Here is a 14,511-nt window from a genome sequence, read left to right on the forward strand (position 1 = left end):
CTTGAAGTCGGCGCGGCGTTTGCGCCGATCGAATGGCGGCGCGGCTAACGCCCATTCCCGAGCAACTCTTTCGCTTCTACGACTTCGGGAAGGTTTCGCTCCGCATCGAACTCGGCGAGCAAGGGAGCAAGCACTTCCGAGACCGCGCCCGCTCGGTCCCTTGTCTTGTGCAGGCGAGCAAGTCCAAGGGCGCTGCGCAACTCGAACGTCTTCGTCTGCTGGTGTCGCGCGATTTGCAGCGCTCGCTCGAAGGCATCTTCGGCCCCGGATTCGTCTGGAGGGTCCTGACGCAACAACAGCTCGCCATGGACGCGGTGCAGCTCGGCATCGAGCCAATGCTGGCCGGATTGCCCCGCCCATGCGATCGATTCGCTCAGGATTTCCAGCCCGGTTTCAACTTGGCCCGACTCTGCGTCCGCCATGGCGACATGCATCCCCCAAAACGGTTCACAGAGGTAGCAGTCATTTTCGTGTAGCAAGGTCCAGCCGCGGCGCATTTCCGTAAGTCCAGTGGCTCGGTCGCCGTCGCGCCACTTGGCCAGGCCGTTCAGGTAGGTGCCGGCGGCCACATACAGCGGCATCGTGTGGTCGCGCGCGAGACCGAGCGCCAGGATCGTCTCTGTTTGCTGCAACATGCCGCCGCATACTCCGTCGAACACGGCTCGATGCACAAGCGCATTGGCCTGGGAGAGCGCCCGTTTTTCTCCGGAAGCACTCACCGCTTCGGCGGCGAGGCGGCGTGCCCGGGCGATCCTGCCAAGCGGCCAAAGCACCAAGGCGAGAAACCTCATGATCACGAACGGAAGATCCAGCGCCGAGGCTCTGAACGTCGCTGGATCCGGCTCGGCACCATAGATGTCCAGTGCCTGCTCGAGATGCACCCTCGCGTTCAAATAGTCGCCCCCGAACCAACAGGTCACCCCGCCGGTCCAATGTGCAACGACGGCGGCCACCGGCGAGTCCGGTCGTCGGTCAGCCGCGCTCTTGATGGCATCCGCCAGCTCCCGCATCGGAGCGAGTTCGCCGTGTGTCAGGCAGGCATTGAAGAGGCCCGAATGGATCGGCGCAAGTTCAACGGGATCATTGATGTCGGCTGCGAACTGGCGCGCACGCGTCCATGCCGCGACCGTTTCCGGAGCACTGTGGCCGAGGCTGCCCCGTAATGCGCGGCCATAGGCGATTTGAAGATGCAGCCTGCTCATCATCCGGCGAGGCTCGTCAGGCAACTCATCGGCAATGGCAATCGCCTTGCCGAGATGCGCAATCGCCTCGGAATAGGCCGAGCGTTTCAGCGCCTGCTCGCCCGCCTTGCGCCACCACTCGAGGGCGACCTCGTTCAGCCCAGCTTCGGTGAAGTGGTGCGCCAGAACTTCCGGCTCAGTCTCGGCCACGGCTGGAAACTTTTCGCGCAGGACATCACCGATGCGCGTGTGAAGCACCTGCCGTTTGCTCTTGAGCAGGCTCTCGTAGGCCGCCTCCTGAACGAGGGCGTGCTTGAAACTATAGTTTGCTTCGGGCGGAGCCCCGCGACACACCAGCAGTTCGGCCTCTTCGAGTTGCCCCAGCGCAGCGCTCAGCGTCAGATCATCGCGTCCCGCCACATATCTCAGCAGCGCGTACGAGAAATCGCGGCCGATGGCGGCGCCTATCTGCGCCACCTCCTTGACCGGAGCCAGCCGGTCGAGCCGCGCCATCAGCGAATCCTGCAGCGTCGCGGGAATAGCCAGCGGCGGGAGCGGACTTTCGAGGCGATAGCGCCCGGCACCTTCGACGAGCCATCCGGACTCCAGCACCATCTTGGTCAATTCCTCGACGAAGAGCGGGACGCCATCCGTCCTGTCGATGATTTGCTTCAGCATCTCGCGTGGCAGCTGGCGACCGACAGTCACCTGCTCGACCAGCGCCCGCGTGTCCTGCCGGTCGAGCCGGTCGAGCCGCAACAGACTGACGTTGGCAAGGCCCGACCAGGACGGCTCGAATTCCGGCCGCGATGTCATGAGCACGAGTATCGGCAGCCCCCTGATCCGGTCGACCCCGAGATCGAACAGTTCAAGTGTCGTGGCATCGGCCCAGTGCATATCCTCGCAGACAATCAGCAGGGGCTGCTCTCGCGCCAATCCCTCGAGCTGATCGAGAAGGGTGGCAAAGGTCTGTCGCCGCAGCTGCGCCGGGCTCAGACCGAGCGGCGGATAACGGTCGCCGGTTGGGATCGAAAGCAGTGCCGCAATGAGCGCTGTCGCCCGGGCAACCTGCTGCGTTCCAAGCGCCAGCATCGCCTCGAGCTTGTCGAGCTTCTGCCCGGGCGTGTCGTGCGAGCAAATGCCAGCAGCGCGCTCGAGTTGCGCGACAAAGGGATGAAGCGCGCTGTTGGTGTGGTACGGCGAGCACTGATATCGCACCCGGCGGTGCGCCCCCAACACGGGGCTTTCGGACAGCATTGCGACCATGCGCGACTTGCCGATGCCGGCTTCGCCGGAAATCAGCACCATCTGCCCGTGCCCCTGCCATGCCAACCGCTGGCGCGAGAGCGTGAGTTCGATTTCCTCCTTGCGGCCGACAAAGCCGATCGAGCGCGCCGCGTGGACCGCCTCGAAGCGACTTTCCGATGCGGGCGCTCCCTCGACCGCCCAGACCGCGACGGGTTCGGATATCCCCTTGACCTCGCGGCGGCCGAGGTTGCGAAACGTGAAGAGATCACCGAGCAGCCGGCGCGTCGACGAGGCAACGACGACCGCTCCCGGCTCCGCCAGGCTCTGGAGCCGGGCAGCGAGGTTTGGTGTATCGCCGACGGTTGCGCGCTCCTCCGACGCATCTCCGCTGATGAGGTCGCCGACCACCACAAGCCCGGTCGCAATTGCGATCCGCAGTTCAACCCGTTCGTCGGCGCCCATCTTGAGCTGGCGAACCGCGGAGATAGTGTCAAGGCCTGCCCGCACTGCGCGCTCCGCATCATCTTCGTGGGCGCGCGGATAGCCGAAATAGACGAGTATTCCGTCACCGACGAACCTGGCTATCCTGCCGTCATAAGCAGCAACGACGTTCGCGCAGGCGGCGCGATAGGCCCGGATCACTTCCCACATATCCTCGGGATCGAGACGCGCCGAGAGCGCAGTCGAGCCGACCAGATCGCAAAACATGACAGTGAGGTGGCGCCGCTCAGCGTCGTGAGGAGGCGCCGGCGATGCGATCAACGCGGCTGGATCAAGGTCGGCAATCGCACGCAGCATTTTACGGCGATGCCCGAGCAGGACTCCGAGCTTGTCGAAGTCCTCGACCATCAACTCGGGAAGGACGCCCATGTCGATCCCATTTTGGACAAAACGCTCTGCGTATTGCCCAAGCCCCAGCTTCTCGAGCCACTCCGCAATCTGCATTGGCTCCACCGATGTGTGGTTGGCGGTGAGCAGAATTTTGGACCACGGTGCGCAGGGACAATATCCCAACCCCACCATGATGGCACGTCTTGTTTGTTGCGCGATAATTTAGGTTGCTCGGTACCGATACCGCTTCCACGCTGGGACATTGTTTGATGCGAGCGGCTGCGCTACCAAAAATCGTCCGCACGCCGCATTGGACGACAGAAGTTGCGATGAGTCGTCAGTCACTCGCTTTCAGGCCTTAAGCCTAATCCCGGTACCGGGCTTGTGCCCACGTCACGACGCCAAGCAGACGTTTTTCCGTGAGCACAATTATCTTTAGTCCTTGTTGTTGTCGGGCACTTCGCAGTTACGCGCCATCGCTCCCGCCGCAACTTGAAGCGAAGAGCCAACCACCCAGCAGCCGGCGACGAAGGCTACCAGGCCGTTGGGGAGGTTTTGATCAAGGACAAGGATGCTGACGGACAGGGCTGCTGCAATCGCTGCGCCGAACGTTCCGGCCGCACTCATGATCTCAACCATCTCGGAGCCATCGTATGCTTCGGAGGTACTCGAAATCGACCTCCGAGCGATCGTCCGGGACAAATCAATTCCGACATAATAGCTGAGAGCGCCGTAGAGCACCGTCAGCAGCACGATCCAGCCGCTTTCAAAAAGTCCGCCCTTCTGACGCAATAGGGCCGCACCCACATAGAGGCCGCAGGAGGCCCCGACGGCTGCAAGCCCAATTCTTTCAAGAAGATGGGCCGACCTGATCAGACTGGAACGGGCGATCCGAAGATTGCCGGCGTACCTTGTCAGGGAAAATGCGCTGGGTGCTGCGTTGCTCGTCTTCATTGGGTACTCCTTACTAAGTAGCAGCCTACCGGCCGACCCCGAATAGGAGCTGCGTGGACGCGTTTCGCGATGTCCTTGCTTCCAATTTCTGAAAGATCTTTGCTGAGTGATGGGGTTGGCTTGCTCGTGACCAAGACGAGAGCCAATCCAAAGCTGCGAGCACGCGGCTTCGCAGGCATTGCCTCTCACCCGTGTCTGTCAGTTGGCTCCGGGTGCGACAATTTCTTGCGGGAGTGATAGCTCGAAAAGAGAGTGATGGAATATGAGGCGGTTCACATACCGCAGTTCCCTGTCGCTCCATCCAGTCACAATTTCAGGAGGACAGGTCCTCATCGTCGCGCCTCAAGCGACGTCGAAGGAGACGACGGGAATCCATCATCCCTCGAGCATGAGAGGTAAGAGGAGCCCGGGGCTGCTGGTGTTCCCATTCACCTCAGTAACCGCGCGCACGATCGACCCGTCCCGGCAACTCCTCACCGCGACGGTGACGGTCAATGACATCGAGCACGAAATCGACGGCCGTGTCCGGCGTCGTCATGCCGGCATTGTGCGGCGTCAGCAGGATGCGGGGATGGCGCCAGAACGGATGTCCCTCAGGCAGCGGTTCGGGTTCGGTGACATCGAGCACCGCGCCTGACAACGCACCGCTGTCGAGGGCCGCAAGGACATCGGCTTCGACGAGATGCGGGCCACGTCCGACGTTGACGAGGGACGCACCGCGCGGCAGGCGCGCGAACAAATCGGCGTTGAGGATGCCGCGCGTCTCGTCGGTCAATGGCAGCAGGCAAATGAGGATGTCGCTCTGTGCGAGGAAATCTGGCAGCGCATCCGCACCCGCATAGCAGGTCACGCCCTCGATCTCCCGCGCCGAACGATTCCACCCCGACAGCGGAAAGCCGAACACCTTGAGGCGTTCGAGCACGGCCTGGCCGAGCTGGCCAAGCCCCATCACGCCGACACGCCGCCGCTTGGCCGGCGTGATGCGGATCTCGCGCCAGACCTGCTGCTTCTGCTGATTGATGAAGTGCAGGAGGTCGCGATGCAGACCGAGCACGGCCATGGTGACATATTCGACCATGGTCTCGGCGATGCCGGGCTCCAACATGCGGACCAGCGGAATGTGGGCCGGAACCTTGGTGGCATCGAACTGATCGACGCCGGCCCCGACCGAGAAGACCAGCTCGAGATTGGGAAACGTCGTCGCGATATCGTCAGGCGGCACCCACGCCACGAGGTAGCGGATTTCGGCGGGATCGCCGATGTCAGGCCAGAGCCGGAACGGGACGTTGGGCGCGCGCTCCGCGAAGAAGCGCGCCCACTCGGCGCCGCGAACCATGTTGGCCTTGTAGAGAACCGTCATGCGAGCTCTCAGAACGGGCTGACCGGCGCGAGCCGGCGGCCGTCGATCATGCGCTTGTGGCTGTAGGCGGCGGGATCGACCAGCGGCGTGGCACCGGTCACGATGTCGGCGGCGAGCTTGCCGGCGGCGGGTCCGATGCCAAAGCCGTGGCCGGAGAAACCGGTCGCGAGGAAGAAGCCCGGCAGCGCGTCGACCGGCGAGATCACCGGGATCGTATCAGGCGTGCAGTCGATGGTGCCGCCCCAGGCTTCCGCAATCTCGATGTCCTTGAGTTCAGGATTGGCCTTGATCAGCGACGCCAGCGCAGCATTGACCAGCGACATGTCGGGCTCGGGATCGCGCACGCGCTCGGTCTCGAATGGCGACGGCTTGTCGAAGCTCCAGCTGGTGCCGCGCATGAGCTGGTCGAAGAACGACTTGCCGAACGACAGCTTCAGCCCGTTCTTGCGATGCAGATAGGTCGGCCAGAAGGTGCGCGCGTAACGGAACAAATCGGGCGACAGCTCGACCGTGCCGCGGTTGCGCAGCGCCAGCGTGAAACCGCCGTCGAGGCGGCGGCGGATGCAGTAGAGATCGGTGCCCAGCGCGCCCGAGGTGATCTCCGGTCCCGGCGTGGTCCGGCAGGCCGTCGCGTTGACGAGACCGATCGGCAACTCGATGCCGTGACGGCGGCAGAACAGCGACGACCACGCGCCGCCCGACAGCAGCACCGCTTGCGTGCGAATGGTCCCCTTCTCGGTGACGACGGCGTTGACCCGCCCACCGGTCGTCTCAAGTCCGCGCGCGGCGCAGCCCTGATGGATGGTGACGCCATGCTTTCGCGCGGCGGTGGCGAGCGCGGGCACCGCCATCGACGGTTCGGCGCGGCCATCGCTCGGCGTGTGCAGGCCGCCGACCCATGTGTCGGTATTCCCGGGCATGCGCTCGGCGACCTCCGCCGGCGTCAGGACGGTGGAGTGGACCTGCATCTCGCGCGCGACCGCGGCCCAGCGCTCCCAGCTCGCAAGCTCGTCCTTGCTCTTGGTCAGGAACAGCACGCCGGTGCGGCGGAAACCGGCATCGACGCCGGCGTCGTTCTGCATGTCCTCCCACAGCCGCAGTGCCTCGCGGGCGAGCGGTATTTCTTCGCGCGCGCGCCCCTGCTGGCGGCACCAGCCCCAATTGCGGCTCGACTGCTCGCCGCCGACATGGCCCTTCTCGACCAGAGCGACCGAGAGGCCCTTCTTCGCCAGATGATAGGCCGCGGAGACGCCGATGACGCCGCCGCCGATGACGACGACATCGACCTGCTGAGGCAGGCGCTCGTCGCTGTTGATACGGGTGAGTGGCGGGGACATTGGGCACTCCTGGAGTTCAGTTCGACCGAACATGACTCAATACAGCTGTCAATCGCATTGCTTGTATGCGCGCCTCCTTGCCACGCGATTCGCCCGCAGGTTGAGGCCGAGGAAAGGCTGGTGGCCGACACCACCGCAAATTGCCCCTCGACGCCGCCGCGCGGAGTCTGTAGCTCACATCAAAGCGGCACCCGGGACCGGGCGGCCGATGCGGTAGTCCTTTGGTGGGAGACCATGAAACTCAGGGGGCGTCTGACACTCGCGATGGCCGCACAGGTCGTGGTGACCGCGGTGGCCCTCCTCGCCTCCTATGCCATGGCCGGAGCCGGCTTCGGCATTCCCCAGCTTGTTGCCCTAATGGCAAGCGCTGCCGTTGCGGCGCTGATGGTACGCCTCTGCACGCGCGCGATCGAGACCTTGGAGGACAAGCGCGCCGCCGGACGATCGGCGGAAGACGCGCGGGCCCGCAGCGACGCTGCGCAGATGATGCAAGCCGTCATCAAGACCGCGCTCGATGCCTTCATTCAGATTGACGGCAGCGGTGCCGTTCTGGAGTGGAGCTTTCAGGCGGAGGCCCTGACCGGATGGACGCGCAAGGAGGCGCTCGGCGCCGACGTCGTCGATCTCATCGTCGCCGAGCCGCTGCGCGCCGCCTTCAGGCAGCGCATGGCGCGGCTCGTTCCGGAATTGTCGGATGCACCGGCCGGCCTGCGCTTCGAGCTCACCCTGATTCACAGGAACGGCGACCAGATCCTGGCCGAGGCGTCCAGCACGGTGCTGCGGCTGGGCGAGCGCACCATCGTCAACACCTTCGTCAGGGACATCACCCAGAAGCGCGCGGCCGAGGAGCAGCTGGTCCAGTCCCAGAAGATGGAGGCAGTCGGGCAGCTCACCGGCGGCATCGCGCACGAATTCAACAACATGCTCACGGTGATCACAGGCACGATCGAGATCCTCGCCGACGCCGTCAGGGACAATCCGCCGCTTGCGACCATCACCAAGCTGATCAGCGAGGCCGCCGACCGCGGCGCCGCGCTGACGTCGAGCCTGTTGTCCTTTGCCCGCAAGCAGGCGCTGCAGCCGGCCGAGATCGACGTCAACGGGCTGCTCGAAGAGCTGGCCAAGCTGCTGCTGGCGACCTTCGACAAGAAGATCGAGATCGTCACCAGGCTCGACGCCAACGTCTGGCTCGCTTACGCCGATCGCGGCCAGCTGAGCTCGGCACTGCTCAACCTCGCGATCAACGCCCGCGACGCCATGCTGGATGGCGGCAGGCTGACGCTGACGACGCGCAACGTCGTGTTCGGCGTGCGCGAGGCGGTCGCGGTCGGTGCCGGCTATGCCGGCGACTATGTCGAGATCGAGATCGCCGACAGCGGCACCGGCATTCCGCAGGCCATTCTCGAGCGGATTTTCGATCCGTTCTTCTCCACCAAGGAGGTCGGCAAGGGCACGGGGCTCGGGCTCAGCATGGTGTTCGGTTTCGTCAAGCAGTCCGGCGGCGGGATCAAGGTCGCCTCCGAAGAAGGCCGCGGCACGATCTTCACGATTTACCTGCCGAAGGCGGAGGCGAGCGCGCTGCGCCCGACCGGCTATGACGACCGCAAGATCGTGGGGGGCAAGGAAACCGTGCTCTGCGTCGAAGACGACCGCGACGTCCGCCACTACGTCACGGTCCAGCTCGAAAGCCTCGGCTACAAGGTCATCCCGGCCGCCAATGCGACCGAGGCGCTTGCGATTGCGGCCGAAGGCAGGCCATTCGACCTGCTCTTCACCGATATCGTGATGGCCGGCGGCATGAATGGACGCGAGCTCGCCGAGCAGATGGTGGCGGCGCGCCCTTCCCTGCGGGTTCTGTTCACGTCGGGCTATGCCTACGATTCGCTGCATGCGCAGGGACGCGCGACGATGGGCGCACCGCTCTTGAGAAAGCCGTACCGCAAGGCCGAGCTCGCCCGTATGCTGCGCCGCTGCCTCGACACCGCCGTCGATTCCGCCGGTGACGCGATCCCGACGCCCTATTCGGTGCAGGCGGATGTCGAGGCGTTCCTGCGCAAACAAGCGGCGGAAGACAACGGCAGAACGCGGCCATGGAAATAGCTCTCTCGCGCTAGCTCATCCTTCGCCGCAGCGTCGCCGAGGGCGTCTCGCCGAATTTATCGCGATAGGCGCCGGCCATGCGGCTGAGATGGGTGAAGCCGAGATCGAAGGCGATGTCGGTGATGGAGGCATCGGGCGCGGCCTGCGCGAGGCGGGCGTGCAGACCGGCGAGGCGCATGTCGAGCAGCATCTGCGAGATCGACAGGCCGAAGTGACGGCGGAAGCCGAGCTGGAGCGCGCGGATGCCGATGCCGGACGCGCAGGCGAGCTGTGCGAGGTCGAGCGGCTCGCCGGCATTGTCCGCCAGATGGTCGCGCGCCGTGCGCAGCGCGCGCGGCAGCCGCTCGGCCTGTCCCGAGAACGTTTGAATCGCATCCGACAGGCCGTGGCGCTGGCCGTTGAGCAGGTGATCGAGCAGCAGCTCGCGCCAATCGGCGATCGCGACCGGCGACAGCCGGCCGCAGGGACCGAGACGTTCGGCAAGCGTCATCAGCTCGGCCAGGCTGGTCCGCAACGCCCGCCCGGACGGCGCGTCCAAATCGATCACGGGATCGAACTCGACCGTGCCGGAGACCCTGCCCGACAGCGCCGCGGCGCGCTGCTCGACCATGCGGCGGTCAAACAGCAGGATCGCCTGCGCGCAGTCGCGCCACATCATCCGGGTCGGGATCGTCGGCGACAGCAGCGACGCCGTCCGCCCCGGCGCGGCGTCGAGCTCGCTCGTGCCGGCGCGAATGTAGGCCGTGCCCGTGAGCGGGACCTGCACCAGGAAGAAGCGCTCGAGGCAGCCGGGGTCGATGCCGACCGATCCGCCATAGGCGACGTAATTGATGGAAAAGCCGTCGAAGCCGGCGCAATTGTGCCGGGCGGAGAAGCCGGAGGCGCGCAGCCGTGCCGGCTTGAGGTCGTGCGGGCAGAAGATGCGCCCGATCTGTTCGGCCGCTTCGTCGACATCGTCGGTGGTGACGCGGGCGAAGTCCGCGAGCCGTTCGGCTGCGGGCACCCTTGCGCTCGTTTCCAGCACGGCTGCGGACATGGTCGACCACGCTTCGCGTCACGGAATTGCTTTAAGCCTATAATAGTTCCGCGGACGCGGAAAGGGCGGCGTCGGCAAAATCGTCATGCTGCAGGGCAACAGGGGCTTCGCGGATTCGTTTAGCGGATAGACAGCCGCCCCATTGCTGACAGAAGCTCCATCCTCGCCGGAATCCATGGGAGCGCGACATGACTGCACTCGAAAAAGGCATTACCACCGCTGGCACAGGCTACGGCGGCAAGAGCTGGAACATCCTGGGCCAGGTCTATTTCCCCAAGGCCGTCACCGACTCCACCTTCGCGTTCGAGACCAACAGCGATCCCGGCCAGTTCGTGCCGGTGCACATCCATCCGACCCAGGACGAGTTCATCCTGGTGCAGGAGGGCACGCTCGACCTCAAGCTCGATGGCAAATGGGTCAAGGCTCACGCCGGCGACCTCGTGCGCATGCCGCGCGGCATCCCGCACGGTTATTTCAACAAATCCGACAAGCCGTGCCGCGCTCTGTTCTGGGTCTCGCCGATGCAGAAGCTGGAGGCGCTGTTCAACCAGCTGCACAATCTGACCGACCCTGCCGAGGTCGTGCGGATCTCGGCGCTGCATGAGGTCGACTTCCTGCCGCCCGAGGCCAACGACTAGGCGCGGCCCCCTCGTCCACTTTCATCTGCTTGCAGGTCCGCCGGCCGCGCCTTGCGGCCGAACGAGACCGCTTGCGCGCGAAACACATCGATTGCGAGCAATCCCATGGTCAGCCCCAAGCATGTCTGCGTGATCGGCGCCGGCGTCTCCGGCCTTGCCGCCTCCAAGGCGTTCTCCAGCCGCGGCCACCGCGTCACCATCGTCGAGCGTAGCGCCGATCTTGGCGGCGTCTGGGAGCCGGCGCGCTCCTACCCCGAGGTGCAGACGCAGAGCCCGAAGGAGCTCTACCGCTACACCGACCGTGCCATGCCGGAGGCCTATCCGGAATGGCCAACCGGGCCGCAGGTCCACGCCTATCTCGCCGACTACGCCAGGAGTTTCGGTCTCGACCGCATGCTGCGGCTCGGCACCGAGGTCGCCGGCATGGCGCGGCGTGCCGACGGCAGGCCGGGCTGGACGCTCGCGCTGAAAGACAAGGACGGCGCGAGCACGAGCGAGGATTTCGATTTCGTCGCCGTCTGCACCGGGCAGTTCAACGAGCCGCGCGAGCTGCATTGCAAGGGCGAGGACGGCTTTCTGGCACAGGGCGGCCAGATCCTGCATTCGTCGAAATACGGCGATCCCACGCTGGCGAAGGGACGCCGAATCGTCGTGCTCGGTGGCTCGAAATCGGCGACCGACATCGCGGTGAACGCGGTGAAATCGGGCGCGCGCGAGGTCACCATCGTGATGCGTGAGCCGGTCTGGCGCATCCCCTATTTCATCGGCGGACTCGTGAACTTCAAGCGTATCCTCTACATCCGCGCGCAGGAGGAGATGTTTCCGGGCTGGGGCGCGAGCTCCATGGCGCGGCTCGCGCACCGCCTCGCCGCGCCGCTGGTGTGGGCGAACTGGCGTGGGCTGGAGAGCCTGTTGAAAGCGCAGCTCAAGCTTGGCCGGTGCAAGATGGTGCCGAAGGAGCGGATCGAGGACGGCGTCAATTGCTCGGTGCCGATCGCAACGCCCGGCTTCTACCCGATGGTCGCCGACGGCCGCATCAAGGCCGTGTTCGGCACGTTCGATCGTTATGACGGCGACAGCATCGTGATGAGCGGCGGCGAGCGCATCAATGCAGACGTCGCGGTGCTCGCGATCGGCTACAAGCTCGGCGTGCCGTTCCTGCCCGAGGCCTACAAGCAGAAGCTGGTCGATGCCGACGGGCAGTACCGGCTCTACCGCCTGATCGCCAACCCTGATCTGCCCGAGCTCGGCTTCGTCGGCTTCAACTCCTCGTTCTGCACCGTGCTCTGCGCCGACCTCGCCGCGAACTGGCTGGTGCGCTATGCCGACGGCCAGCTCGCCAACCAGCCGACGGCGCAGGCGATGCACGACAACATCGAGATGATGCTGCACTTCAAGCGCGTCGAGCGGCCGGCCGCCGGCGTCTATGGCGGTCTCTGCGTTGCGCCCTATCACTACCGCCATTTCGACGAGCTGATGGCCGACATCGGCGCGAAGGAGCAGAAGCGCGGCGGGCTCAAAGGGCGCTTCCAGCCACCGGACGCGGATGCCTATGCGAAATTCCTGGCGACGGCGCCGGACTACCGGGCGGCTTGAGCGGACGAATTGCGGCTGAGCGGGATTTGCGTCTCGCCAGCCCTTGCATCTGATGCTTACGATCTCCTGGCCTCGAATCGACGGGAACCGGCCATGGGATTCAAACGTCTTGCCGCCCTTGCGGCTGTTGCCTTCTTCGTCGCGGCGCCCGCCGTCGGACAGCGCACGCTCACGCCGAGGCAATCTGAAGCGCTCGCCGCCTATGACAAGGCGCTCGCCGAGTTCAAATCGATCCTCGCCGAGCGGCGGCGCCAGATCGAGGCGAAGCAGCCGCTGCCGAACCTGCCGGGACAGGCGCTCTACCTCGCCCGCGTCGCCGTCATCAGCTCTTACAAGGATCTCACCGATGCCATGCCGTCGCGGATCGGCAGGCCCAACAAGTTCGAGATTCCTCCGGCCTATTTCGACGCCGAGATCGAGCCCTTCATCGACGAATATTCAAAGCTGTTCGACGTGATGGAGGCGCCGCCGGCCAATGCGCAGAACTCGCCGACGCCGTTCAAGGACGTCGTCGATCTCGCGACAGTGATCGCGCGCGCCAAGGGGCTTGCGCCTGACCACGCAGCCGCTGCGGGGCGCATCAGCCTCGGGCTGTTCTTTGCCGAGACCAACGGCAAGCAGAACGTCCGCAACGGACGCTCGAACACCTATATGGGCAGCTTCCAGACCGGCCCGTCCGAGGACCGCAACGGCCGCAGGAAGTGGGAGGCCATCAAGGGCGAGATCGCCGCGATCGATCCCGGGCTGAGCGCGCGCGACGACAAGGAGGAGGCGCGGGCCCGCGGCACCGATCTCCGCTTCAATCACTGGACCAATGTGCGCGACGGCCTGATGAACGCGCATGCCGATGTGTTCCGGGAAATCCCTGGAATCGTGAAGACGCTGCCCGACCCGATCGACCAGATGAAGCTGTTCGAGCTGATCCAGATCGTTCCCACGCCGACGAGATCGGCGCTCAAGTCGGGCGACCTCCTTAACTACAGGGTCTCCAGCCCCACGATCATGAAGCACCTGCGCAACAATAGCATCTTCGCGTTCGGACAGGCCGACCGGGCGCGCAGCTCGGCCAGCTTCCGCGAGATCCTCGCGGCAATGTGGCTGTTCAACCGGAAGTTCGAGAAAGCGATGGCGAAGTACGCGGAGATCAAGCCGCGCTGACGATCGGTTGCAAATGCTACCGGACGTCGTAGGCTGCCGGCGCCGGATCGGCAGAAGGGCGATCGCATGCGCATTCTAATTCTCGGCGGGAGCCAGTTTCTCGGGCGAGCGATTGCGGCCCATGCCTGTGCCGCCGGCCACGATGTAACCTGCGCCGCCCGCGGTCTTGCGGGGCCGATTGCGCCGGGCGTTCACTTTGTGCGGATCGATCGCGACGTTGCTGATGGTCTTGCGCCACTGACCGGCGAAACGTTCGACGCTGTCGTCGACGTCTCGCGTCATCCCGGCCAGGTCCACCGCGCCGTCACGGCGCTGAAGCGACCAAATGTGCATTGGACCTTTGTCTCGACCATCAGCGTGTATGCGGACCATCGGATACCGGGACAACGCGCCGACACGGCGCCATTGCGCGAGCCCGCGGCTGAGGATTTGGAGCACAGCACCGACGCCATTTACGGCGCGGCCAAGGTCGCCTGCGAGCAGGCGGTCGGCAACGATGCCTTCATCTGCCGTGCCGGCCTGATCGCCGGGCCGGAGGACCCGACCGGGCGCTTCGCCTATTGGCCGACACGGCTTGCACGCGGCGGCGAGGTGCTGGCGCCGGGATCGCCGGATGATGCCGTCCAGTTCATCGATGTCCGCGACCTCGCGCAATGGATCGTGCATGCGGCGGAGATTCGTCTCACCGGCATCTATGACGGGATTGGACCAATACGCACGCGCGGCGAATTCCTGGCCGAATGCGCATCGGCGCTGAACGCGTCCTGCACGTTCACCTGGATCGACCGCGCCTTCCTCGAGGCACATGGCGTGCAGCGCTGGGCGGGTCCGCGGTCATTGCCGATGTGGCTGCCCCTGCCCGACTTCGCGGGCTTCCTGACGCGCGACACCTCGCCGGCACGCGAGGCCGGACTGATCTCGCGACCAGCGGGAGACACCGCGCGCGACACGATGCATTGGCTTCGCGTCAGCGGCGGCCCGGTCATCGGGCTCACTGGCGATGAAGAACGCGCGGTGCTTTCAGCGTGGCACGCGCGCGAGTCAACTGCGACCGGGATCTAGCCGGATCGTG

The 14,511-nt window shown here is 65.1% G+C and carries 10 protein-coding genes; 5 read left to right on the top strand and 5 right to left on the bottom strand.

The genetic code is table 11. The features are described from left to right. Window positions 1-44: 44 nt before the first annotated feature. The 4 genes from AABA84_RS26965 to AABA84_RS26980 form a co-directional block, all read right to left on the bottom strand. Window positions 45-3,374, bottom strand: coding sequence for an adenylate/guanylate cyclase domain-containing protein (locus tag AABA84_RS26965; RefSeq protein ID WP_338313679.1), 3,330 nt, complete (start codon window positions 3,372-3,374; stop codon window positions 45-47). A gap of 321 nt (window positions 3,375-3,695) precedes the next feature. Further along, entirely contained in the window at window positions 3,696-4,214 is a 519-nt protein-coding gene (locus AABA84_RS26970; protein WP_338313680.1) for a hypothetical protein, read from the bottom strand. 433 nt (window positions 4,215-4,647) lie between these two features. After that, complete coding sequence (locus tag AABA84_RS26975; RefSeq protein WP_338313681.1) at window positions 4,648-5,574, bottom strand: 2-hydroxyacid dehydrogenase; 927 nt, start codon at window positions 5,572-5,574, stop codon at window positions 4,648-4,650. A gap of 8 nt (window positions 5,575-5,582) precedes the next feature. Further along, window positions 5,583-6,911 (bottom strand): NAD(P)/FAD-dependent oxidoreductase, encoded by a 1,329-nt coding sequence (locus tag AABA84_RS26980; protein WP_338313682.1) that lies wholly within the window; start codon window positions 6,909-6,911, stop codon window positions 5,583-5,585. Between the two features lie 234 nt (window positions 6,912-7,145). On the opposite strand from AABA84_RS26980, the gene AABA84_RS26985 reads away from it, so the two are divergent. Next, window positions 7,146-9,011 carry an ATP-binding protein gene (locus tag AABA84_RS26985; RefSeq protein WP_338313683.1) on the top strand — a complete coding sequence of 622 codons (1,866 nt, stop codon included), beginning with the start codon at window positions 7,146-7,148 and terminating at the stop codon, window positions 9,009-9,011. Between the two features lie 10 nt (window positions 9,012-9,021). Here the strand turns inward: AABA84_RS26985 and AABA84_RS26990 are convergent, their stop codons facing one another. Then, on the bottom strand, window positions 9,022-10,047 hold the full coding sequence (locus AABA84_RS26990) for an AraC family transcriptional regulator (RefSeq protein WP_338313684.1): 1,026 nt from the start codon (window positions 10,045-10,047) through the stop codon (window positions 9,022-9,024). Between the two features lie 188 nt (window positions 10,048-10,235). Between AABA84_RS26990 and AABA84_RS26995 the strand changes: the two genes are divergently transcribed. The 4 genes from AABA84_RS26995 (at window position 10,236) to AABA84_RS27010 (ending at window position 14,501) form a co-directional block, all read left to right on the top strand. Beyond that, a complete protein-coding gene (locus AABA84_RS26995; RefSeq protein ID WP_338313685.1) occupies window positions 10,236-10,685 on the top strand; it encodes a cupin domain-containing protein in 450 nt (149 codons plus the stop codon). 105 nt (window positions 10,686-10,790) lie between these two features. Beyond that, window positions 10,791-12,281, top strand: coding sequence for a flavin-containing monooxygenase (locus AABA84_RS27000; protein WP_338313686.1), 1,491 nt, complete (start codon window positions 10,791-10,793; stop codon window positions 12,279-12,281). 93 nt (window positions 12,282-12,374) lie between these two features. Further along, a complete protein-coding gene (locus AABA84_RS27005) occupies window positions 12,375-13,439 on the top strand; it encodes a hypothetical protein (protein ID WP_338313687.1) in 1,065 nt (354 codons plus the stop codon). A gap of 66 nt (window positions 13,440-13,505) precedes the next feature. Then, the gene (locus AABA84_RS27010; protein ID WP_338313688.1) at window positions 13,506-14,501 is read left to right on the top strand and encodes an NAD-dependent epimerase/dehydratase family protein; all 996 of its coding nucleotides are present in this window, start codon (window positions 13,506-13,508) and stop codon (window positions 14,499-14,501) included. Window positions 14,502-14,511 lie beyond the last annotated feature (10 nt).

Origin of the sequence: Bradyrhizobium sp. TM239, from assembly GCF_036247985.1 — a bacterium.
In the GTDB taxonomy this organism is placed as follows: domain Bacteria; phylum Pseudomonadota; class Alphaproteobacteria; order Rhizobiales; family Xanthobacteraceae; genus Bradyrhizobium; species Bradyrhizobium ottawaense.

Bases quoted from the DNA above. Each gene is read 5' to 3' on its own strand.
- AABA84_RS26965 (WP_338313679.1), bottom strand. From the start codon at position 3,374: ATGCAGATTGCGGAGTGGCTCGAGAAGCTGGGGCTTGGGCAATACGCA.
- AABA84_RS26970 (WP_338313680.1), bottom strand. From the start codon at position 4,214: ATGAAGACGAGCAACGCAGCACCCAGCGCATTTTCCCTGACAAGGTAC.
- AABA84_RS26975 (WP_338313681.1), bottom strand. From the start codon at position 5,574: ATGACGGTTCTCTACAAGGCCAACATGGTTCGCGGCGCCGAGTGGGCG.
- AABA84_RS26980 (WP_338313682.1), bottom strand. From the start codon at position 6,911: ATGTCCCCGCCACTCACCCGTATCAACAGCGACGAGCGCCTGCCTCAG.
- AABA84_RS26985 (WP_338313683.1), top strand. From the start codon at position 7,146: ATGAAACTCAGGGGGCGTCTGACACTCGCGATGGCCGCACAGGTCGTG.
- AABA84_RS26990 (WP_338313684.1), bottom strand. From the start codon at position 10,047: ATGTCCGCAGCCGTGCTGGAAACGAGCGCAAGGGTGCCCGCAGCCGAA.
- AABA84_RS26995 (WP_338313685.1), top strand. From the start codon at position 10,236: ATGACTGCACTCGAAAAAGGCATTACCACCGCTGGCACAGGCTACGGC.
- AABA84_RS27000 (WP_338313686.1), top strand. From the start codon at position 10,791: ATGGTCAGCCCCAAGCATGTCTGCGTGATCGGCGCCGGCGTCTCCGGC.
- AABA84_RS27005 (WP_338313687.1), top strand. From the start codon at position 12,375: ATGGGATTCAAACGTCTTGCCGCCCTTGCGGCTGTTGCCTTCTTCGTC.
- AABA84_RS27010 (WP_338313688.1), top strand. From the start codon at position 13,506: ATGCGCATTCTAATTCTCGGCGGGAGCCAGTTTCTCGGGCGAGCGATT.